This is a genomic window from Alsobacter sp. P4_H11 (assembly GCF_056400925.1).
Genome location: NZ_JBFUKI010000016.1, coordinates 43,628 through 63,874, shown reverse-complemented (window position 1 = coordinate 63,874; position 20,247 = coordinate 43,628). Strand labels below are relative to the sequence as shown.

Below are 20,247 nucleotides of genomic sequence, written 5' to 3'. Positions count from 1 at the left end.
AAGAGGCCGGACAGCCGCCCGGGACAGGATCGGGACCAATGAGGTGGGAACCCCATTGGCGATGATCCCGGCAGAAATGCCGCGTTCCGAACCCTGACCAGCAGCCGGAGGGAAAACCGGCGTACCCCGCTCTCCCCGGGGGACGTGACTTAAAGCAACGACGGAACGGGCTTTTTTGGTCTCGTCCGGCCCTCCAAAGGTCGGATCACCGAAGAGGCTTGTCCTTCTTTGCCCGACGTGCGGATGGGGTCTCCCCAGTCCAATCCAAGGCAGCATCATCGGGTGTCCTCACCCGGCGTCGGCGTCTCCAAAGCGCCGCGTCGTGGGACCGACACCCGGGGCTTCAACCTTTCGAGCGCCTGACTGGCGTTCGGCAGCCTTGGGAGATTCGTGCCATGACTGCACGCATCCGTGAGTTCCTTCGTACGCGCCGTGAGGATGGACCCTGCATGGTCCTCGACCTCGATGTCGTGCGGGACAACTACAACGCGTTCGCGCGCGCCCTGCCGGACACCCGGGTGTTCTACGCCGTGAAGGCGAACCCGTCGCCGGAGGTGCTGCACCTGCTCGCCACGCTCGGCTCGTGCTTCGACACCGCTTCGGTGGTCGAGATCGAGATGGCGCTGGCGGCCGGCGCGACCGCCGATCGCATCTCGTTCGGCAACACGATCAAGAAGGAGCGGGACATCGCGCGGGCTTACTCGCTCGGCATCCGCCTCTTCGCGGTCGATTGCGTCGCCGAGGTCGACAAGATCGTGCGCGCCGCGCCCGGCTCCAAGGTGTTCTGCCGCATCCTGTGCGACGGCGCCGGCGCCGAGTGGCCGCTGTCCCGCAAGTTCGGCTGCGTGCCCGAGATGGCCGCGGACGTGTTGGAGCATGCGCACCGCAACGGGCTGGAGGCCTATGGCGTCTCCTTCCACGTCGGTTCGCAGCAGCGCAACACGGAAGCCTGGGATCAGGCGCTCGCCTCGTCCGCGGAAATCTTCCGCGAGTGCGCGGTGCGCGGCATGAGCCTCTCGATGGTGAACCTCGGCGGCGGTTTCCCGACCAAGTACCTGAAGGAAGTTCCGGGCGTGAGCCGCTATGGCGACTCCATCTTCCGGGCTCTCTCCAAGCACTTCGGCAACCGCCTGCCCGAGACCATCATCGAGCCCGGTCGCGGCATGGTCGGCAACGCCGGCCTGATCGAGTCCGAAGTCGTGCTGATCTCGAAGAAGTCGGACAACGAGGACGAGGTTCGCTGGGTCTACCTGGACATCGGCAAGTTCGGCGGCCTCGCCGAGACGATGGACGAGTCGATCCGGTACCCCATCCGCACCCGTCACGACGGGGACGAGATGGTCCCCTGCGTGCTCGCCGGCCCGACCTGCGACTCGGCCGACGTGATGTACGAGAAGGAGCCGTACATGCTCCCGGTGAGCCTCTCGATCGGCGACAAGGTGCTGATCGAAGGCGCGGGCGCGTACACGACCACCTACTCGGCCGTCGCGTTCAACGGCTTCCCTCCGCTCCGATCCTACGTGATCTGAGCCAGCCGCCGGCCCCGCGCCGGCGGCTGCGGCTGGCCTGCCGCCCGGCAGGCCTCGGCGCGCACTCCCCCGCGCCCGCGTCTCGGGTCCGTGCGTCTCCTCCGGAGACTGCGGGCCCAGCTTCCCCACGAACCTTCACTGGATTCGATCCGTTCCGGCGCCAGCCGGGCGGGGAAGGAGCACGGCCATGATTCACGTTTCCGACGCCGCCCTCACGGGCTTGCAGATCCGTCCCGAGACCGCCGCGGATTTCGACGCCCGCGAGGCGCTGCTCGACGCCGCGCTGGGCCCGGCCCGCACGCTCAAGACCTGCGAGCGCCTGCGCGAAGGCCGCCTGCCCGCGCTCGCGCTGGCGGCCGAGCGCGGCGGCCGGCTGGTCGGCACCGTGCGGCTGTGGAACGTCAGCGCCGGCCCGGGCCGCGCCGCCCTGATGCTCGGCCCGCTCGCGGTGGACGGCGCCGTGCGCTCCGAGGGCCTCGGCGGCAAGCTGATGCGCGCCGCGCTGACGCTCGCGGCCGCGACCGGCCACGAGGCGGTGCTGCTGGTCGGCGACGCGCCCTACTACGAGCGCTTCGGCTTCTCGGCGGACGTCACCAGCGCGCTCTGGATGCCCGGCCCGGTGGAGCGCGAGCGCTTCCTCGGCCTGGAGCTGAAGCCCGACGCGTTGCGGGGCGCCCGCGGCCTCGTCAGCCCCACCGGCGCCCTCGCGCCCAAGCCCGACCTCGACCTCCTGGTCGCCGCCATGGCGGCCGGCGACGAGGGCCTGCGCCGCGCTGCTTGAAGAAACCCCTCTCCGTCATTGCGAGGAGCGCAGCGACGAAGCAATCCAAGCGCAGGGCGTAGGGCTCTGCGCCTCCCGGCCCGGCATCAGCTGGATTGCTTCGCTCCGCCCGCAATGACGGGAGGATGTCCCTCCCAGGCTCGAAACCGTCGCGCTCCGGGTGACGCTTGCTGCGGCGCGGTATATTGCTTCCGGGCCGATGCCCCCGGAGCTCCCCGATGCTGGTCTACCGCGCCCTCAGCCTGTGCCTCGCCGTCCTGGCGTTGCTCGCCGCGCCCGCGCGGGCGGCCGACAAGGTAACGTTCGGCACGAACTGGCTGCCGCAGCCCGAGCATGGCGGCTTCTACCAGGCGCTCGCGGACGGGACCTACGCGCGCTACGGCCTTGACGTAACGATTGCGCCGGGCGGCCCGCAGGTGAACAACAGGCTGCTGCTGCCGGTCGGCAAGCTCGATTTCTACATGGGCGGCAATCTCATCCAGGCCTTCGCGGCCATGGAGCAGGACATCCCGACCCTGGTGGTAGCGGCCCTGTTCCAGAAGGAGCCGCAGGTGCTGATGGCCCACCCGGGCCAGGGCTTCGAGACGCTGGCGGACCTGAAGAACGCGACGCTGTTCCTGTCCAAGCAGACGGTCGCGTCGAGCTTCCAGTGGCTCAAGGCCGAGTACGGCTTCCGCGACGAGCAGGTGAAGCCCTACGCCTTCTCGGCCGCGCCTTTCCTGGCCGACAAGCGCTCCGCCCAGCAGGGCTACGCCACCTCCGAGCCGCTCGCCATCCGCCGCCAGGGCGGCTTCGACCCCAAGGTGTTCCTGCTCGCCGACTACGGTTTCGACAGCTACGCCACCACGATCGAGACCCGCCGCGACCTCGTGACGGGCAATCCCGACCTCGTGCGCCGCTTCGTCGAGGCCTCCATCCTGGGCTGGGTGAACTACCTCCATGGCGACAACGCCGCCGCCAACGCGCTGATCCGCAAGCTCAACCCGGACATCTCCAAGGAGCTGATCGCCTTCTCGATCGACCGCATGAAGCAGGACGGCATCGTCGATTCCGGCGAGGCGCTCACGCAGGGCGTCGGCGCGATGACGGACGCCCGCATGGCGAGCTTCTACGGCAAGATGGTGAAGGCCGGCGTGCTGAAGCCGGGCCTCGACCTCGCCAAGGCCTACAGCCTCGCCTTCGTCAACAAGGGCGTCGGACTGGCGGAGAAAGCCAGGCTCACATCCGCGGCCGGCAAGCCCTGAGCATGGCCCCGCTGGTTCGCCTCGCCGGCGTCGGCAAGACCTTCGACACGGGCGTCATCGCCTTGGCGGGGCTCGATCTCGCGATCCGCGAGGGCGAGTTCCTGTCGCTGCTCGGCCCGTCCGGCTGCGGCAAGACCACGGCCTTGCGGATGATCGCCGGGCTGGAGACGCCCACCGAGGGCGCCATCGAGACCACGGCCCGGACCGCCGGCGAGGGCGGCCTCTCCTTCGTGTTCCAGGACCCCACCCTGATGCCCTGGGCGAGCGTGGCGGACAATGTCTGGCTGCCGCTGCGCCTCGCGGGCGTCTCCCGGCGCGACGCGGCCTCGCGCATCCAGGCCGAGCTCGGACGCGTCGGCGTAGCGGACTTCGCGCAGGCGCTGCCGCACGAGTTGTCCGGCGGCATGCGCATGCGCGTCGCCATCGCGCGCGCGCTGATCACCCGGCCCCGGCTGCTGCTGATGGACGAGCCCTTCGCGGCGCTGGACGAGATCACCCGCTTCAGGCTCAACGACGACCTGCTCGGGCTGTGGCGCGAGACGGGCTGCACGGTCGTGTTCGTCACCCACTCGGTCTACGAGAGCGTCTACCTTTCCACCCGCCTGGCCGTGATGACCCGCCGGCCCGGCCGCATCCTGCGCGAAATCGCCGTGACCCTCCCGGCCGCGCGGACCGAGGCGCTGCGCCGCGACCAGGCCTATCTGGATCTCTGCGCCCAGGCGTCCGCTGCGCTCGCCCAGGCGCAGGGCGAGGGCGTGCGTTGATGCGCAAGCCGGCCCACCGGCTCGCATCCGTGCTGCTTCCGGTCGGCGTGCTCGCGCTCACGGCCATGGCCTGGGAAGCGCTGGTGCGCGTTTACGCCATTCCGCCCTACAAGCTCCCGGCCCCCAGCCGCATCGCGCAGGCCCTCGCCGAGGATGCGCCGCTGCTCTTCGCCGCGCTGGCGGTGACGCTCAGGCTGACGATCACCGGCTTCGCCGCCGCGCTGGTGGGCGGCGTCGCCCTCGCGATCCTGTTGACGCGCTCGCGCTGGGCCGCCCTCGCCTTCTCGCCCTATGCGGTGATCCTGCAGGTGACCCCGCTGGTCGCGATCGCGCCCATCCTGGTGATCTATGCGGGGCCGACCGCCACCATCTACCTGTCGGTGTTCATCGTCGCGTTCTTCCCGGTGCTGGCCGGCGCCATGGCGGGCCTGCGTTCCGCCGATCCGCATCTCGCCGACCTGTTCGCGCTGGGCCGGGCCTCGCCCTGGCGAAGATTGCTGCTGCTGGAGCTGCCCAGCGCAGTGCCGTTCATTCTGGCGGGCGTGCGCACCGCCGGGGGCCTCTCCCTCATCGGCGCGATCGTGGCCGAGTTCGTGGCGGGCTCGGGCGGCACCGACGCCGGCCTCGCCTACCGCATCGTCGAGGCGAGCTATCGCCTCAACGTGCCGAGGCTCTTCGCCGCCGTGGCGCTGATCTGCGCCGCCGGGCTCATGCTCTACGCCGCCGTGGCGCTCGGCTGCGCGGCCCTGCTCCGCCGTTGGCAGCCCGACCGGCGCGCGTAAGAGCCCGCCTCCGCGCAGTGCAGGGGTGCCCCGCCGAACGGGATCATCAATCGATTAGAAATGCGGTTAGTCTGCCGTGGCGGCCAGATCGGGGACGGCATGACGGCGGGGGCGACACCACAGGACGAAAAAGCGCGTGAGCGGCTCGTCGGCATCCTGCTGATCTGCTGCGCGTTCCTGTGCTTCTCGTTGCTGGACGCCACCGCCAAGTGGCTCAACCACGCCATCCCGTCCGTGCAGACGACCTGGGCGCGCTACATGTCCAATGTCGTGCTCGTGTTCTTTTTCTTGAACCCGATCACGCGGCCGGGCGTCAGCCGCACCACCCGGCCGGGCCTGCAGGTGGTCCGCTCGCTGCTGCTCTTCACCTCCACGGCCGCGAATTTCTTCGCCCTGCAATATCTCCAGCTGGCCCAGACGATCTCGATCGCCTTCGCGACGCCGCTGCTGGTGGCGCTGCTGGCCGGGCCGATGCTCGGCGAAAAGGTCGGCGCGCACCGCCTCGGGGCCATCGTGGTCGGCTTCATGGGCGTGCTCGTGGTGACGCGGCCGGGGCTCGGCATGCACTGGGCCGTGGCCTTGTGCATGCTCAACGTGGTCACCTACGCGCTCTACAACATCGCGACTCGCCGGCTCGCCGCCTATGACTCGCCGCAGACCACGCTGTTCTATTCGGGCCTCGCCGGCGTCGTGATCCTGACGCCGCTTCTGCCCTGGTTCTGGCGTGAGCCGCCGGACGCGTGGGTCTGGTTCGGGATGGCGATGACGGGCGTCTTCGGCGGGTTCGGGCACTACCTCCTGATCCTGGCTTACCAGCGCGCCCCCGCGGCGGTGCTGTCGCCCTTCATCTACACGCAGCTGCTCTGGATGACCGGGCTCGGCTACCTGCTCTTCGGCGACGTTCCCGACCGCTTCACATTCATCGGCTCGCTGATCGTGGTGGCGTCGGGCCTCTACCTGCTGCTGCACGAACGCAGGCGCTAGACCGCCGCCGAATGGCGCCCAGACCCGTTGCGCAGATAGCTGTCGAACGCCGCCGCGGCGAGCCGCATGAACGGCTTGCCGGCCTCCGTCAGCGCCACGCGCCGCCCGTCCAGACGCAGCACGCCGTCGCGCTCCAGGTCCTCCAGCGGCGCGATGGCGTCGTCGAGAGCTTCCTCGTGGCCATAGGCCGACTGGGCGAGAGCGCCGAAATCCACCGCGAAGTCGCACATCAGCCGCTCGATCACGCCGGCGCGGACGTGATCCTCCACCGAGAACGGCACGCCCCTCACCACCGGCGGCTCGCCCGCCTCCACGGCGCGCCGCCATCCCGCCACGTCGGGCGCGTTCTGGACGTAGCCCTTCGGCAGCCGGCCGATCGAGGACGCGCCGAGCCCGACCAGCGCGTCCGCGACATCGGTGGTGTAGCCCTGGAAATTGCGGCGCAGCGTTCCGTCGCGGGCCGCGATCGCCATGGGGTCGTCCGGCCGGGCGAAATGGTCAAGGCCGATCACCTCGTAGCCGCGCCCTACCAGCGCGTCCCTGGCGGCGGCGGCCTGTTGCAGCCGCTCCGCCGCGCCCGGCAGCGCGGCGGCGTCGATCAGGCGCTGGTGCGCCTTGAACCAAGGCACATGCGCATAGCCGAAGATCGCCAGCCGGGTCGGGTCGAGCCCGGCCGCGAGTTCGGCGGTGCGCACGACGTCGTCCACGCTCTGGTGCGGCAGGCCGTACATGAGGTCGAGATTGATGGCCTCGACGCCCACCGCGCGCAGCATGTCGACGCAGCGCGCCACGGTCTCGTAGGGTTGAACCCGCCCGATGGCGGTCTGCACATGCGCGTTGAGGTCCTGCACGCCCAGGCTGGCGCGGTTGACGCCGATGCGTGCGAGCCCGGACGCCAGAGCCGGGTCCACGGTGCGCGGATCGAGCTCGATTGCGTGCTCGACGACGCCGCCGAGGTCGAAACGCGACGCGAGCTTGTCGGCAAGGCGGGCCAGCCGCTCCGGCCCAAGCAGGCTCGGCGTGCCGCCGCCCCAATGGATGTGCGTGACCCGCCGGGCCGCCGTGGCGTCCGCCAGAACGTCGATCTCGGCCAGCAGGGTCTCGGTGTAGTCGTCCAGCGGCTCTTGCCTGCGCGCCACCTTGGTGTTGCAGCCGCAGTAGTTGCACATCGCCCGGCAGTACGGGACGTGCAGGTACACCGACAGACTCGCGCCGGCGGGCAGCTCGCCCATCCAATGTCGCGCCACCGCGCCGTCCACCGCGGCCGTGAAATGCGGCGCCGTCGGGTAGCTGGTGTAACGCGGGACGGACTTCTCGGCGAGGATCAGCGAAGACGGGATCGGCATGGCGGCATGTCCAGGGGAACGACGCGCCGTTGTGTCAGGCCCTTGCGACGTCCACGTTGATGCGCGTCAAACACCGCCGACAAACTAACGAAACGCCCCCGCGCCCGCGATCTGCCCCCTCTCCCCGGCACGGGGAGAGGGCTGGGGTGAGGGTTGGCCCATCCACTCCCCTCATCCGACCTCGCTTCGCTCGGCCACCTTCTCCCCGTCCCGGGGAGAAGGGAAGATCGGCGCCGTAGCCGCAAAAGCGACCAACCTCCCGAACACATCTACCCCTTGCGCTTCAGCTCCGTGCCGTTCAGCGCGGCCACGTGGGTGGACAGCATGGGCACGTAGTCGTCGCCCTTGCCGGCCGCGACCGGGATCGCGTAGGCGTTCTTGACGGCGTTGCCCATCGGGTTGGCGAGGCCGGCCGCGTCCGCCATGGACTCAAGGTAGCGCATGTCCTTGAAGGCGTTGTTGAGCGTGAACTTGTGGGCGTCGCGGTCGCCCTCCAGCGTCCACTTCATGAAGGTCTGGTAGAAGCCGCAATCCATGCGGCCGCCCCGCACCACGCTGTCGAAGCGCTCGGGCGTGATGCCGACCTTCTGGGCCAGCGTGAGAGCTTCCGAGAACAGCGCCGCGTAGCCCATCGCGATGAAGTTGTTGAGCAGCTTCATGCGGTGGCCGTCGGCCGTGCCGCCGATGTGGATCACCCGGCCCGCCCAGGTGTCGAGCACCGGCTTCAGGCGAGCAAAGATCTCCGGAGTGGCGCCCACCATGGTGTCGAGCGTGCCCTCCCAGGCCTCCTTGGGGGTGCGCGACAGCGGCGCGTCCACCAGCGTGATCCCGTTGGCGGCGAGCTCGGCCGCGAGCGCTGCCGTGGAGGTCGGGTCCGACGTGGAGCAGTCCACCACCACCGAGCCGGCCTTCAGCCCGGCCGCGAGGCCATCCGGACCGCGGATCAGCCCCTCCACCTCGCGCGACCCCGTCACGCACAGGAAAACGATGTCCGACGCCGCGCCGATCTCGCGCGGGCTCTTCGCCTCCCGGGCGCCGCGCCCGATGAGGTCTTCCACAGGCTTGCGGTTGCGATGGCCCATCACGGTCAGGGGGTAGCCCTTCTCGACGATGTTCTTGGCCATGCCGTGGCCCATCAGCCCGACGCCGATGAAGCCGATCCGCTCGCGTTCCGTTGACACTGTGCGCTCTCCCGCGTCTTGTGATGGCCATGCGCCATCCGTTGGTGGCCCGCTCGCCGGGCCGCGATGGACGAGGGCGAACGGGCGGCGGCATCATGCTTGCCCGAGGGGGAAACGGGAAGTCCAAACGCATGAGCATCGACGAGGTCGTCGACCGTGCCGATCGCGGCCGCGTCACCCTCCAGGTGATCGCCGGCAAGCTCGACGTGTCCACCGCGACCGTCTCGCTCGCGCTGCGCGACAGCCCGGTCGTGGCGGACGCCACCAAGGCGCGCGTTCAGGCGCTCGCGCGCGAGCTCGGCTACATCTACAACCGCAGCGCCGCGAGCCTGCGCACCGCGCGCACCAACATGATCGCGGTCGGCTTCCACGACATCACCAACCCGTATTTCGCCGAGATGCTGGTGGCCGTGGAGGAGACTGCCGCCGAGGCCGGCCGCACCATCCTGCTCGGCACCTATGCGGAGAGCCTGGAGCGGCAGGAGCGGGTGCTCGGCACCCTGAAGGAATACCGCCCCGACGGCATGATCCTGTGCCCGGCCGGCGGCGCCACGGCCGAAAGCCTCAACCACCTCACGGCGGCGCGCATCCCGGTGGTGCAGATCTCGCGCGAGATCGACGGCGTCGGCCTCGACTTCGTCGGCTCGGACGACGAGATGGGCGCGGATCTGGCGATCGGCCACCTGGTCGACCTCGGCCACACCCGCATTGCGATGATCGGCGGCAACGACGCCATCTCGACCGGCCGCGCCCGCCATCGCGGCTACCGGGCCGCGCTGGAGCGGCGCGGGCTCCGCTTCGATCCCGCGCTGGTCTACATGGACTACGGCTCGCGCCAGACCGGCCTCGCCGGCATCCAGGCCGTGCTCGACCTCCCCGACCCGCCCACGGCGGCGTTCTGCTTCAACGACCTCACGGCCTTCGGGGCGCTGCTCGGCCTGCGCCACCGCATGCGCGAGGCCGGCGTCGACTTCTCCATCGTGGGTTGCGACGACGTGCAGGAAGCCGCGCAGTGGTACCCGGCCCTCACGACGGTGCGCAATCACCACGCCGAGATGGGCCGCCGCGCCGCCGAGCTGCTGATCGAGCGCATCGAGAATCCCGACCTGCCGCCCCGGCGCGTGCTGATCGCGCCGGAGCTGATCGTCCGCGCTTCCACGGTGAAGCGCTGAGGCGAGCGCCGGCGCTCTCCCGGTGGGTTCAGTGCGCGTGCAGCGCCTTGGCGAGTTCGTCGCGGCTCATGCGCGAGCGACCCGGAATGTCGCGCTTCCTGGCCTGCCCGTAGAGCTGCGCCTTGGTGGGCTCGCCCTTCGGCGCCGCGCGCTTCGCCGGGCCGTCATGGTGGCGATCCTTCGCGGTCTTCTTCGCGATGTCCTTGGGCTGCGCCGAGAACTGCTTGCCCTTGCGGCTGTCGGCGCGCTTCTTGGCCGTGGTGCGCTTGTACTCGGCGGCCGACAGGTGCTCGCGCGCCTTTTCGGGCAGGTAGCGCTCGCCGGTCTCGCCGCTCTTGTGGCCGGACTTGGTGCCCCACTTCTCCTCGGTCCATTCGGTCAGGTGGTTGTCGGCCGTTTTCTTGCCTTTGTAGCCGCCGCCCTCGTGCTTGTATTCCTGCACGGCCATCTGCGCCTTGCGGGCGGACCACTGGCCGGGCTTGCCGCCCTTGTCGCTCTTCTGGACGTGGGTCTTCACCTTCTCCCACAGCTTGGGATCCGACTTTTCGGCTGTCTTGCTCATCGCGCGTCTCCGGTTCGGTTTGCGACCTCAACGCCGATCCCGGTCTTTGTCGCAGCGCCGTGACGGTGTGCCGCATCCTGGGCGATTGAGAACGAAGCACGAACGCACTAGCTTGGAGAGCTGAACGGAAGGATGCCGCATGGACCTGAAGAGCAAGCTCGAGATCCTCGCCGACGCCGCCAAATACGACGCGTCCTGCGCGTCGAGCGGCGGTGCGAAGCGCGACTCGCTCGACCGCAAGGGCATCGGCTCCTCGGGCGGCAGCGGCATCTGCCACAGCTACACGCCGGACGGGCGCTGCGTCTCGCTGCTCAAGATCCTGCTCACCAACGCGTGCATCTACGACTGCCTCTACTGCATCAACCGGTCGTCCAGCCACGTGCGGCGCGCCCGCTTCAGCGTCGAGGAGGTCGTGAAGCTCACGCTTAACTTCTACAAGCGCAACTATATCGAGGGGCTGTTCCTGTCGTCCGGCATCATCAAGTCGCCGGACTACACCATGGAGGAGCTGATCCGCGTCGCCCGCACGCTGCGCGAGGAGCACGCCTTCCGGGGCTACATCCACCTGAAGCTGATCCCCAACGCCGACCCGCGCCTGCTGGAGGAAGCCGGCCGCTGGGCCGACCGCGTCAGCGTCAACATCGAGCTGCCCAAGGCCGACAGCCTCGAGAAGCTCGCGCCCCGCAAGGAGATCGGCGACATCCGCCGCTCCATGGGCCATCTCCGCGGCGTGATCGACGAACAGCCGCGCCACAAGGGGCGCACCTTTGCGCCCGCCGGCCAGTCGACCCAGATGATCGTGGGGGCGGACGACGCGAACGACGGCCATATCCTCACCACCAGCGCGGCGCTGTATGGCGGCTACAAGCTGAAGCGCGTCTACTACTCGGCCTTCAGCCCCATTCCGGACGCCAGCAAGGCCCTGCCGCTCAAGGCCGCGCCGCTGATCCGCGAGAACCGCCTCTACCAGGCGGACTGGCTGATGCGCTTCTACGGCTTCGACGTCGCCGAGATCGTGAGCGGCGGCGAGGCCGGCATGTTGTCGCTCGACATGGACCCCAAGCTCGCCTGGGCGCTGAAGCACCGCGAGCGCTTTCCGCTGGACGTGAACCTGGCGAGCCGCGAGGAGCTGCTGCGGGTGCCGGGCCTCGGCGTGCGCACGGTGGATCGCATCCTCTCGTCCCGCCGCGTCCGCTCGTTGCGCGGCGACGACCTGGCGCGGCTCAAGGTGCCGCTCCGCAAGGTCTCGCCCTTCATCGTGCTGCCGGACCACCGGCCGACCAAGCTGCTCGACCGCACCGACCTGCAGGCCTGGCTGAAGCCACCGACCGCGCAGCAGCTCGACCTGTTCGCCGCGTGATGAGCCTCACATTCATGAACTTAGTCTCTCGGTGCTCCGTCATCCCCGGCGGCGCGAAGCGCCGGGAAGGGGATCCAGGGCAGCCGCGCCTTTGCCCCTAGATCCCCTTCCCGACCTGCTCCGCAGGTCGCCGGGGATGACGGCTGGAGCTTCGGCGTTCGCTCGCCATCATTGCGGGCGGAGCGGAGCAACGCAGCTGACGCCGGGCGCCTGGATTGCTTCGTCGCTCCGCTCCTCGCAATGACGGCCAAGGCAGTTTCGAACCCCATGCCCCAGCCAAACCCCGACATCCACCGCGTCCAGCTTGCCGGCGATATCGATTTCGCCGGCTTCCGCGAGGCGGCTCGCCGCTTTCTGCGCGCCGGGATCCCGCCGACGCGCGTGGTGTGGGAGCCCGGCGAGCCCGGCCAGGACCTCTTTGGCGAGGTTGCTGCGCCGCCATTGCCCGAGGGGGAGCTGCGCGCCCCGCCGCGGGTGTCGCGGGCGTTTCTGGACACGGCGCAATCGGTCGCGCTGCATCGCGAGCCGGGGCGCTTCCGGCTGATCTACCAGCTGCTCTGGCGCCTGTGCGACGAGCCGCGCCTGATGTCGGTGGCGTCCGACCAGGACGTGATGCGCTTCCACGACCTCGCCAAGGCGGTGCGGCGCGACATCCACAAGATGCACGCCTTCCTGCGGTTCAGGGACATCTACAGCCCGGACGGCGAGGCCTACGTCGCCTGGTACGAGCCCGACAACCACATCGTCGAGGCGGCTTCGCCGTTTTTCGTGAAGCGCTTCGCCAGCCTGCGCTGGACCATCCTGACGCCGGAACGCTCCGCCCACTGGACCGGCGACGAGCTGCTGTTCGGCCCCGGCGCGAACCGGCGGCAGTCGCCGCAGGGCGACCCGCTCGAGGAGCTCTGGCGCTCCTACTACGCCAACATCTTCAACCCGGCCCGGCTGAACACCGAGGCGATGCGGGCCGAGATGCCCAAGCGCTTCTGGAAGAACCTGCCCGAGGCGGCGCTGATCCCCGACCTCGTGGCCGGCGCCGCGGCCCGCACCGCCGCGATGATCGAGGCGGCCCCCACCTTCCCGGTGCATCGGCGCGGCGCGGAGGTCCCGGAGCCCGCCGAGGCGGCGGCCGCGGACGCGCACGGGTTGCCCGCGATCGCGGCGGCCGCGAAAGCCTGCCGGGCCTGCCCGCTCTGGGAGCAGGCCACCCAGACGGTGCCGGGCGAAGGCCCCGAAACCGCGCGCCTGATGGTGGTCGGCGAGCAGCCGGGCGACCTGGAGGACATCGCAGGCCGGCCCTTCGTCGGCCCGGCGGGCCGCATCTTCGACCAGGCGCTCGCGCAGGCCGGCGTCGGCCGCGACGGCGCCTACGTCACCAATGCGGTGAAGCATTTCAAATTCGAGCCGCGCGGCAAGCGGCGCATCCACAAGCGTCCGGCCGCGGCCGAGATCCACGCCTGCCTGCCCTGGCTGGAGCGCGAGGTCGAGACCGTGGACCCGGAAGTGATCGTGATGCTGGGCGCCTCGGCCGCGCAGGCCGTGCTCGGCCGCGCCGTCGCGGTGACGCGCGAGCGCGGCCAGCCCTTCCGGCTGCCGGACGGGCGCTGGGGCGTCATCGCCACGCACCCGTCCTACATTCTGCGGCTGCAGACCGACCCCGAGAAGGAGGCCGCCTTCGCGGCCCTGGTCAGCGACCTGAAGACGGCCGCCGACCTGATCGGCCCGGCGCCGGGACCTGCCTGAAGGACGAAGCCTAAACCAGCTCCACCACGACGCGCCCGATGCGGTCGAGCTCGGCCTCGATCCGCGTCGGCGCGGTGAAGCGCTTGGGCGGCGAGATGCTGCCCGTGGTGACGAGCTGGCCGGCCTTGAGGCCGCCGAGCGTGTCCTCCTGGGCGTTGGCCCAGTTCACCAGCCAGCCGATCGGATCGCCGGCCGGGTGCCCGCCCGTCTTCTCGTGCTGCAGCTCGCCATTGGCCCAGTAGCGGCACACCAGCGTGGCGGGGTCGCCGATGGCGCTGAGCGGCTTGGCGTCGCCCGAGATGTAGGCGCCGTTGCCCATGTTGTCCGCGAGCCAGCGGTTGGGCTCCGCCTCCGGCGGCATTTCGCGGTAGCGGCTGGCCACCATCTCGACCCCCACCAGCGCGTCGCCGATTGCCGCGCCGATCTCCTCGCGGGTGTAGGGCTGCCCGGGGCGGGGTGGCAGGTCCTTGGTGAGGATGACTCCGAGCTCGATCTCCACCACGGCCCCGCCGGGCGGCAGCGCGTAGCGCGCGCCGTTGCCGAGAAGCACGTCCGAGAACATCGGGGCCGCCGTGGACACGGCGTCCGGCATCGCGACCTTCCAGCCGCCGACCTGGACGCCGAGCCCCTGCGCGACGGCGGCTTGCGTCGCGAACGCATCCTGGCGGCTGATCGACGGCAGCGAGCCGCTCACGATCGGGGCCTTGGTCCGGTACGAATCCAGCAGCGCGCCGGCAATGTCCTTGGTCATCGTCCACCCTCGACTTAATCGTTTGAACCTGCGAGAGATGGCACGAATTGCAGGCAGCGCCAAGCCGCCCGGCAAGCTGCCCCCCTCGCCTCGCGGCCATTGACGCGCGCCCGCGGCGAGCGAAATCTGAGCTCATCCCAGCCGCCCGCAGGAGGACCCGTCGTGACCGAAGCCCGCCAATCGGCTCTTCTCGCCATTCTGCGCCGCGCGCCCGTGGTGCCGGTCCTCACCATCGACGATCCGCACACGGCGGTTCCTTTGGCCCATGCATTGGTTGCCGGCGGCCTGCCCGCGCTGGAGATCACGCTGCGGACCGACGCCGCGCTGGAAGCCATGGAGCTGATCGCCCGCCATGTGCCGGACGCGGTCGTGGGCGCCGGCACGGTGCTGACGCCCTCGCAGGTGCGCGAGGCCGAGTCGGCCGGCGCAAGGTTCCTTGTCAGCCCCGGCTGTTCGCCGAAGCTGGCCGAAGCCGCCGCGCACGGCACGGCGCCGCTGCTGCCCGGCGCCTCCACGGCGAGCGAGGCCATGACGCTGGCCGAGATGGGCCACACCGTCATGAAGTTCTTTCCCGCCGAGCCGGCCGGGGGCGCGGCCTTCCTGAAGGCGCTCGGCGCGCCGCTGCCGCACATCCTGTTCTGCCCCACCGGCGGCATCGACGCCGAGAAGGCCAGGACCTATCTGGCGCTCCCCAACGTGGTATGCGTCGGCGGTTCCTGGATCGCCCCGGCCGCCGCCGTGAAGGCGGGCGACTGGGCCACGGTGACCCGCCTGTCGCGCGCCGCCGCCGAGTTGCGGGGCTGACGCGGAGCCGGCCGGAGGCTTCGCATGCTGTTCAACACCGTCGCGACCGGCCTCGACTGGCTGGGCATCATCGTGTTCGCGATCTCGGGCGCGCTGGTCGCGTCCCGCAAGCAGATGGACATTGTCGGCTTCGCGCTGCTGGGCGTCGCGACCGGCATCGGCGGCGGCTCCCTGCGCGACATGCTGCTCGGGTTGACGCCCGTGTTCTGGGTGCGCCAGCCCGAATATCTCCTCACCTGCGTGGCCGTGTCCTCGGTGGTGTTCTTCACCGCCCATCTCGCCCACTCGCGCTACCGCCTGCTGCTCTGGTTCGATGCGCTCGGCCTGGCGCTGTTCGCCGTCGCCGGGGCCGAGCGGGCGCTCGGGGCGGGCGTGGCCCCCACGGTCGCGGTCGCGATGGGGGTCGTCACCGCCACGTTCGGGGGCGTGATCCGCGACGTGCTCGGCGGCGAGATGCCGGTGGTGCTCAGCCGCGAGGTCTATGTGACGGCCGCGCTGGTGGGCGCGGGCGCTTTCGTGGCGAGCACGCATCTGGGCGTCAGCCGCGAAGTTGCGGTGGCGGTCGGTTTCACCGCCGGGTTCCTGGTGCGCGGCGCAGCGCTGCTGCGGGGTTGGACGCTGCCCCGCTACCGCGGCCGCGCCGGTCGGACGCTGGACGAGATCAAGCGCCTCGACTAAATACAGCATCGATATGTATTTTAAGATGAATTGACGTTATCGACTGTGGAACCTAGATATGGGTCGAGGCCATTGGCCGATCCCCGTTCCAGGACATCCCAAATGTCGAGCATCAGCTCCTTTGCACCTGCCCCGGCCGGGCCTGCGCCTGCCCGGCAGACATCCGCCGCGCCCGCCAATGTCGGCGCGGCCTGGGGCGCCGCCTTCGCGATCGTGGCGGGCGCGGCCACGATCGGCGCGGTGGTGAACCCCAAGCAGGCCGCGCTCTACGGCCTCGGCGCCCTCATGGGCCTGGTGCTCTACCACGCCGCGTTCGGCTTTACGTCCGCCTGGCGGGTGTTCATCTCCGACCGGCGCGGCGCGGGCTTGCGCGCCCAGATGATCATGCTGGCGGTCGCCACCACGCTGTTCTTCCCCGTGCTGGCGTCCGGCAGCCTGTTCGGCCAGCCCGTGCAGGGGCTCGTGTCGCCCGTGGGCGTGTCGGTGGTGTTCGGGGCGTTCCTGTTCGGCATCGGCATGCAAATGGGCGGCGGCTGCGCGTCCGGCACGCTCTACACGGTCGGCGGAGGCTCCACCCGCATGCTGATCACGCTGGCGGCTTTCATTGTCGGCTCCACGGTCGGGGCCGCGCACCTGCATTGGTGGGCCGCGCAGCCGAGCTTCGCGCCGGTCTCCCTCGTGAAGCTCTGGGGCCCGTGGGCGGCCCTGGCCGTGAACCTCGCGGTGTTCGCCGCCATCGCGGCGGCGACGATCTATTTCGAGCGCAAGCGTCATGGCGCGCTCGAGGCCGAGAAGCCCTCGCCCCGCCATGGCCTCGCCCGCCTGCTGCGCGGCCCCTGGCCGCTGGTCGCGGGCGGCGTCGCGCTGGCGCTGCTGAACTTCGCCACGCTGGCGCTGGCCGGCAAGCCGTGGGGCATCACCTCCGCATTCGCGCTGTGGGGCTCCAAGATCACGGCCTCGCTCGGCGTCGCCGACGTCGCGAGCTGGCCCTATTGGTCGAGCCCGGCCAACAAGGCCGCGCTGCAGAACAGCATCCTGAACGATGTCACGTCCGTGATGGACATCGGCATCGTGGTGGGCGCGCTGCTCGCCGCCGCGCTGGCCGGCCGCTATGCGCCGACCTGGCGCGTGCCGCTCCGCTCGGCCCTGGCCGCGATCCTGGGCGGCTTGCTGCTCGGCTACGGCGCGCGCCTGGCCTATGGGTGCAACATCGGCGCGTATTTCTCCGGCATCGCGTCCGGCAGCCTGCATGGCTGGGTGTGGATGGTCGCGGCCTTCGCCGGCAACGTCATCGGCACGCGCCTGCGGCCGTTGTTCGACCTTGAGGTCGAGCGCACGCCGCGCCTCACGGCCTGCTGAACCGCAAGCGGCGGCGCTGTTTCCCAGCGCCGCTGGACTGGAACATCGCGGCCGGTTCTTCACATTCGGCAAGCGCGTCCCCACTTGGATCGCAGATCACGAGAGGGGATGCAGCCATGTTCGACGCCAAGAAACTGCTGGACGCCATGATGTCCGCCAGCCAGTCCCCCGCGCAGGGCGGCTCCGGCCAGGGCGGGCTGGGAGGCCTGCTCGGCAATGTGCTCGGGCAGTTGCAGCAGGGTGGCGGGGGCCAAGGCCAGGGTGGCGGGGGAGCCGCGCAGGGCGGCATCGGCGGCCTCATCGGCTCGGTGCTCGGGCAGGCCACGCAGGGCCTCCAGGGCGCCGGCCAGCGAACCGGCGTGTCGCCCGCCATCAACGACATTCTCGGCCGCCTTTCGGGCGGACAGGCCGGCGCCGGCGCGGGCGGTGGCGACCTTCTCGGGCGCGCCAAGGACATGCTGGGCCAGAACCAGCTCGCCGGCGGCGCCGCCCTCGGCAGCCTCGCGGGCCTGTTCCTCGGCAGCAAGGCCGGGCGCGGGCTCGCGGTGGACGCCGCCAAGCTGGGCGGCCTTGCGCTGGTGGGCGGCCTCGCCTACCAGGCCTGGCAGAACTACCAGCAGGGCAAGCCGCTGGTGTCCCTGCCCCAGCAGGGCGGCCAGCCGCAGATCGCCGAGGCGCCGGCCGAGAGCGCCTTCGGAACCACGGGCGACGCCGGGCAGGACAACGCCACCGCGCTACTGCTGATCCGCGCCATGATCGCGGCCGCGTCCGCCGACGGCGTGGTCGACGACGCCGAGCGCGCGCACATCACCGGCAATCTCCAGCAGCTCGGGGCCGAGCCGGACGCCGCGCAGTTCCTGGACGCCGAGTTCGCCAGCCCGGCCACGGCCCTGAACCTCGCCGCCCAGGCCGGCAGCCCCGAAGTCGCCGCGCAGGTCTACGCGGCCGCGCGCCTCACCATCGATCCGGACCACGAGGCCGAGACGGCCTTCCTGCGAGACCTGGCCGGAGCGTTGGGGCTCGACACCCAGCTCGTCGCCAACATCGACGCGGCGGCCGAGAGCGCGAAGGTGCAGCCGACCGCGTGAAGCGCCGGAGCTTCCGAGCGCGTCCCCTCTCCCCCTCAAGGGGAGAGGGACAGGGTGAGGGCTGGTCGTGCAGGGCTCCTGAGCCACTGCGCGCGGCCCCGAGACCCTCACCCCGGCCCTCTCCCTGTTCCAGGGAGAGGGGGACCATCGCGCGGTGATTGATCGCCATCGCGAGCTCAGCTAACCAATCGGGATGCTCACCCTCCCCCGCACCGCCGTGCTGCTGCCGATCGACATGCAGCAGGCGTTCGACGACCCGGCGTTTCCGCCGCGCAGCAACCCGGATTGCGACCGCAACGGGTTGGCGCTGCTCGCCGCCTGGCGCGCGCGCGGGATGCCGATCATTCACGTGCGGCACGACTCCGTGGAAGCCGGCTCGAAGCTGCGCCCCGATGCGCCCGGCAACGCCTTTCGGCCCGGCTTCGGCCCGCAGGGCGACGAGGCGCTTGTGACCAAGAGCGTCAACGCCAGCTTCATCGGTACCGATCTCGACCTGCGCCTGCGCCGGCTCGGAGCGACGCATGTGGTCGCGTTCGGCATCACGACGGACCAGTGCGTCTCCACCACCGTGCGGGTGGGCGCCAACATGGGCTGGCGCATGATCGTGGCCGCCGACGGCTGCGCGTGCTTCGACATGCCGGGCCTCGACGGGGCCGTGATCCCGGCCGATACGGTGCAAGCGGTCCACCTCGCCACCCTGGCGGCGGAGTTTGCCACGGTTCACCGCACAAACGAGATCGTGGCCGTTCTCCCCTGAGTAGTCATCCCCGGCGACCTGCGCAGCAGGTCGGGATGGGGATTCAGGGGCAAAGGCGCGGCTGCCCTGGATCCCCTTCCCGGCGCTTCGCGCCGCCGGGGATGACGGAGAGATTGGGGCTCATCCCCACCTGCGTTGATGGCCCTACTGGCTCGGCCTAGTTCACCTTCTTGAGGAAGCTCGTCTTCAGCATCAGGCCCTTGATGTTGTCCACCCGGCACTCGATGTGCTCCGGGTCGTCGGTGAGGCGGATGCCCTTCACCTTGGTGCCCTGCTTGATGGTGGAGGACGTGCCCTTCACCTTCAGGTCCTTGATGACGTGCACGGTGTCGCCGTTCTGGAGCCGGGCGCCGTTGCAGTCCTTCACGATTATTTCGTCGTCGCTCATTGTTGCCCCCGCAAGCCTGAGTTGAGCCGCTATTCCGGCTGGAAATCGAACAGCGCCGTGTCCGGCGCGCTGGTGTTGTGCTTGGACGTGACGCCTCGGCCAAGCCAGAAGTCGTGCGCCCGGCCGGAGCGGAACTCCATCACGGGCTTTTGCCGCCAGCCCTTGTCGGAGGGCGCGCGCCACGCGACTTGCGACGAGTCCGCGTTCACGTCCGTCACATACATCGACCGCACCGCCGCGAAGGGCTTTCGCCTGACCGGGTTCTCGAGCGTCACCTCGACGGCGGTCGCCTGCTCGGTCAAGCTGGCGACGCGCACGCTCGCCTGGCCGCCCGCCGGGAAGGTGAGATCGAAGGTCTTGGACTTCGGCGTGAAGCGGATCGACTGGATCGCCACGAAGGGGCGTTCCTTCTCGTCGATCTGGCCGATCAGCACCGAGGTGCCATACGCCACCTCGTCCAGCCGCGCCGGCGGCAGCGGGCGCAGGCGCCAGTAGCCGTCCAGCGGATAGAGCACGAGGTGCTCGTACGGGCCGCGCGGCGTCTTGCTGAAGAGCTGCAGGAGATAGATCGCCTTCTCCTCGCGCTCCCCGACCCGCACCGGCACGTCGCCCTTGCGCCAGAACTCCGAGTGCCGGTAGCCGACGAGCTGCATCGCGTCGTCCTCGAACAGGACGATGCGCTCCACCTTGTCCTCAGGCCCGGGCGGCTGGTCCTTGATGGTGCAGTTCGTGAAGTCCGGCGCCCGGCTGTCCTGAACGATGGAACCGATGACAGCCGGCGCGCGGGCCTCGACGCGGAAGTGGCGCACCTTCGGGTTCTGGAAGGTGAGATAGACGTTGTCGTCCTCGGCGCAGAGCGTCGGGACGGACTTGTTGCGCACGTTCACGCTCAGCGGTTGCTGGGCCATCGCGGGAGCGGCGGTGAGCAGCGCGAGAGCGGCGAGAAGGACTGAGGCGGAAAGGCGCATGGCGGTCCG

General features: G+C 70.2%; 19 protein-coding genes and 1 pseudogene. 14 read left to right on the top strand and 6 right to left on the bottom strand.

Annotated features, from left to right (window positions below):
- Positions 1-395: 395 nt before the first annotated feature.
- The 6 genes from AC1DSZ_RS22660 (at position 396) to AC1DSZ_RS22635 (ending at position 6,084) form a co-directional block, all read left to right on the top strand.
- Entirely contained in the window at positions 396-1,529 is a 1,134-nt protein-coding gene (locus AC1DSZ_RS22660; protein ID WP_476840580.1) for a type III PLP-dependent enzyme, read from the top strand.
- Positions 1,530-1,716: 187 nt separating this feature from the next.
- Complete coding sequence (locus AC1DSZ_RS22655) at positions 1,717-2,310, top strand: GNAT family N-acetyltransferase (RefSeq protein WP_476840579.1); 594 nt, start codon at positions 1,717-1,719, stop codon at positions 2,308-2,310.
- 218 nt (positions 2,311-2,528) lie between these two features.
- The gene (locus tag AC1DSZ_RS22650; protein WP_476840578.1) at positions 2,529-3,554 is read left to right on the top strand and encodes an ABC transporter substrate-binding protein; all 1,026 of its coding nucleotides are present in this window, start codon (positions 2,529-2,531) and stop codon (positions 3,552-3,554) included.
- Positions 3,555-3,556: 2 nt separating this feature from the next.
- Complete coding sequence (locus tag AC1DSZ_RS22645; RefSeq protein ID WP_476840577.1) at positions 3,557-4,318, top strand: ABC transporter ATP-binding protein; 762 nt, start codon at positions 3,557-3,559, stop codon at positions 4,316-4,318.
- A complete protein-coding gene (locus AC1DSZ_RS22640) occupies positions 4,318-5,100 on the top strand; it encodes an ABC transporter permease (protein ID WP_476840576.1) in 783 nt (260 codons plus the stop codon). Before AC1DSZ_RS22645 ends, AC1DSZ_RS22640 begins: the two co-directional genes overlap by 1 nt.
- Before the next feature lie 60 nt (positions 5,101-5,160).
- Positions 5,161-6,084, top strand: a complete 924-nt coding sequence (locus AC1DSZ_RS22635; RefSeq protein WP_476840575.1) for a DMT family transporter — start codon at positions 5,161-5,163, stop codon at positions 6,082-6,084.
- On the opposite strand, the gene hemN is transcribed toward AC1DSZ_RS22635, so the two are convergent.
- Both hemN and AC1DSZ_RS22625 read right to left on the bottom strand, forming a co-directional pair.
- Positions 6,081-7,430 carry an oxygen-independent coproporphyrinogen III oxidase gene (gene hemN / locus AC1DSZ_RS22630; protein WP_476840574.1) on the bottom strand — a complete coding sequence of 450 codons (1,350 nt, stop codon included), beginning with the start codon at positions 7,428-7,430 and terminating at the stop codon, positions 6,081-6,083. The genes AC1DSZ_RS22635 and hemN overlap by 4 nt on opposite strands.
- A gap of 269 nt (positions 7,431-7,699) precedes the next feature.
- Positions 7,700-8,638: pseudogene (locus AC1DSZ_RS22625) on the bottom strand (NAD(P)-dependent oxidoreductase); the annotation flags it as partial.
- 104 nt (positions 8,639-8,742) lie between these two features.
- On the opposite strand from AC1DSZ_RS22625, the gene AC1DSZ_RS22620 reads away from it, so the two are divergent.
- Entirely contained in the window at positions 8,743-9,783 is a 1,041-nt protein-coding gene (locus AC1DSZ_RS22620; protein WP_476840573.1) for a LacI family DNA-binding transcriptional regulator, read from the top strand.
- Positions 9,784-9,811: 28 nt separating this feature from the next.
- Here AC1DSZ_RS22620 and AC1DSZ_RS22615 read toward each other — a convergent pair whose 3' ends face one another.
- Positions 9,812-10,345, bottom strand: a complete 534-nt coding sequence (locus AC1DSZ_RS22615; protein ID WP_476840572.1) for a hypothetical protein — start codon at positions 10,343-10,345, stop codon at positions 9,812-9,814.
- 139 nt (positions 10,346-10,484) lie between these two features.
- Here AC1DSZ_RS22615 and AC1DSZ_RS22610 point away from each other — a divergent pair, with 139 nt between their 5' ends.
- The gene (locus AC1DSZ_RS22610) at positions 10,485-11,705 is read left to right on the top strand and encodes a putative DNA modification/repair radical SAM protein (RefSeq protein WP_476840571.1); all 1,221 of its coding nucleotides are present in this window, start codon (positions 10,485-10,487) and stop codon (positions 11,703-11,705) included.
- 267 nt (positions 11,706-11,972) lie between these two features.
- Entirely contained in the window at positions 11,973-13,445 is a 1,473-nt protein-coding gene (locus tag AC1DSZ_RS22605; protein WP_476840570.1) for a UdgX family uracil-DNA binding protein, read from the top strand.
- Positions 13,446-13,455: 10 nt separating this feature from the next.
- Here AC1DSZ_RS22605 and AC1DSZ_RS22600 read toward each other — a convergent pair whose 3' ends face one another.
- A complete protein-coding gene (locus AC1DSZ_RS22600) occupies positions 13,456-14,196 on the bottom strand; it encodes a fumarylacetoacetate hydrolase family protein (protein ID WP_476840569.1) in 741 nt (246 codons plus the stop codon).
- A gap of 162 nt (positions 14,197-14,358) precedes the next feature.
- Between AC1DSZ_RS22600 and AC1DSZ_RS22595 the strand changes: the two genes are divergently transcribed.
- From AC1DSZ_RS22595 to AC1DSZ_RS22575, 5 genes are all read left to right on the top strand, one after another.
- Positions 14,359-15,000 carry a bifunctional 4-hydroxy-2-oxoglutarate aldolase/2-dehydro-3-deoxy-phosphogluconate aldolase gene (locus AC1DSZ_RS22595; protein WP_476840568.1) on the top strand — a complete coding sequence of 214 codons (642 nt, stop codon included), beginning with the start codon at positions 14,359-14,361 and terminating at the stop codon, positions 14,998-15,000.
- A gap of 24 nt (positions 15,001-15,024) precedes the next feature.
- Entirely contained in the window at positions 15,025-15,678 is a 654-nt protein-coding gene (locus AC1DSZ_RS22590; RefSeq protein WP_476840567.1) for a trimeric intracellular cation channel family protein, read from the top strand.
- Positions 15,679-15,780: 102 nt separating this feature from the next.
- The gene (locus AC1DSZ_RS22585; protein ID WP_476840566.1) at positions 15,781-17,037 is read left to right on the top strand and encodes a YeeE/YedE family protein; all 1,257 of its coding nucleotides are present in this window, start codon (positions 15,781-15,783) and stop codon (positions 17,035-17,037) included.
- Positions 17,038-17,153: 116 nt separating this feature from the next.
- Positions 17,154-18,125, top strand: a complete 972-nt coding sequence (locus AC1DSZ_RS22580) for a tellurite resistance TerB family protein (protein WP_476840565.1) — start codon at positions 17,154-17,156, stop codon at positions 18,123-18,125.
- Positions 18,126-18,318: 193 nt separating this feature from the next.
- On the top strand, positions 18,319-18,882 hold the full coding sequence (locus AC1DSZ_RS22575) for a cysteine hydrolase family protein (RefSeq protein ID WP_476840564.1): 564 nt from the start codon (positions 18,319-18,321) through the stop codon (positions 18,880-18,882).
- A gap of 157 nt (positions 18,883-19,039) precedes the next feature.
- On the opposite strand, the gene AC1DSZ_RS22570 is transcribed toward AC1DSZ_RS22575, so the two are convergent.
- Complete coding sequence (locus AC1DSZ_RS22570; protein WP_476840563.1) at positions 19,040-19,270, bottom strand: alkylphosphonate utilization protein; 231 nt, start codon at positions 19,268-19,270, stop codon at positions 19,040-19,042.
- 29 nt (positions 19,271-19,299) lie between these two features.
- On the bottom strand, positions 19,300-20,238 hold the full coding sequence (locus AC1DSZ_RS22565) for a hypothetical protein (RefSeq protein WP_476840562.1): 939 nt from the start codon (positions 20,236-20,238) through the stop codon (positions 19,300-19,302).
- Positions 20,239-20,247 lie beyond the last annotated feature (9 nt).

Excerpts from the sequence above, each read along its gene's own strand:
- AC1DSZ_RS22655 (WP_476840579.1), top strand. The coding sequence starts at position 1,717 with ATGATTCACGTTTCCGACGCCGCCCTCACGGGCTTGCAGATCCGTCCC.
- AC1DSZ_RS22615 (WP_476840572.1), bottom strand. The coding sequence starts at position 10,345 with ATGAGCAAGACAGCCGAAAAGTCGGATCCCAAGCTGTGGGAGAAGGTG.
- AC1DSZ_RS22635 (WP_476840575.1), top strand. The coding sequence starts at position 5,161 with ATGCGGTTAGTCTGCCGTGGCGGCCAGATCGGGGACGGCATGACGGCG.
- AC1DSZ_RS22580 (WP_476840565.1), top strand. The coding sequence starts at position 17,154 with ATGTTCGACGCCAAGAAACTGCTGGACGCCATGATGTCCGCCAGCCAG.
- AC1DSZ_RS22605 (WP_476840570.1), top strand. The coding sequence starts at position 11,973 with ATGCCCCAGCCAAACCCCGACATCCACCGCGTCCAGCTTGCCGGCGAT.
- AC1DSZ_RS22645 (WP_476840577.1), top strand. The coding sequence starts at position 3,557 with ATGGCCCCGCTGGTTCGCCTCGCCGGCGTCGGCAAGACCTTCGACACG.
- AC1DSZ_RS22640 (WP_476840576.1), top strand. The coding sequence starts at position 4,318 with ATGCGCAAGCCGGCCCACCGGCTCGCATCCGTGCTGCTTCCGGTCGGC.
- AC1DSZ_RS22575 (WP_476840564.1), top strand. The coding sequence starts at position 18,319 with ATGCTCACCCTCCCCCGCACCGCCGTGCTGCTGCCGATCGACATGCAG.
- AC1DSZ_RS22620 (WP_476840573.1), top strand. The coding sequence starts at position 8,743 with ATGAGCATCGACGAGGTCGTCGACCGTGCCGATCGCGGCCGCGTCACC.
- AC1DSZ_RS22590 (WP_476840567.1), top strand. The coding sequence starts at position 15,025 with ATGCTGTTCAACACCGTCGCGACCGGCCTCGACTGGCTGGGCATCATC.
- AC1DSZ_RS22600 (WP_476840569.1), bottom strand. The coding sequence starts at position 14,196 with ATGACCAAGGACATTGCCGGCGCGCTGCTGGATTCGTACCGGACCAAG.
- AC1DSZ_RS22565 (WP_476840562.1), bottom strand. The coding sequence starts at position 20,238 with ATGCGCCTTTCCGCCTCAGTCCTTCTCGCCGCTCTCGCGCTGCTCACC.
- AC1DSZ_RS22650 (WP_476840578.1), top strand. The coding sequence starts at position 2,529 with ATGCTGGTCTACCGCGCCCTCAGCCTGTGCCTCGCCGTCCTGGCGTTG.
- AC1DSZ_RS22570 (WP_476840563.1), bottom strand. The coding sequence starts at position 19,270 with ATGAGCGACGACGAAATAATCGTGAAGGACTGCAACGGCGCCCGGCTC.
- AC1DSZ_RS22585 (WP_476840566.1), top strand. The coding sequence starts at position 15,781 with ATGTCGAGCATCAGCTCCTTTGCACCTGCCCCGGCCGGGCCTGCGCCT.
- hemN (WP_476840574.1), bottom strand. The coding sequence starts at position 7,430 with ATGCCGATCCCGTCTTCGCTGATCCTCGCCGAGAAGTCCGTCCCGCGT.
- AC1DSZ_RS22610 (WP_476840571.1), top strand. The coding sequence starts at position 10,485 with ATGGACCTGAAGAGCAAGCTCGAGATCCTCGCCGACGCCGCCAAATAC.
- AC1DSZ_RS22660 (WP_476840580.1), top strand. The coding sequence starts at position 396 with ATGACTGCACGCATCCGTGAGTTCCTTCGTACGCGCCGTGAGGATGGA.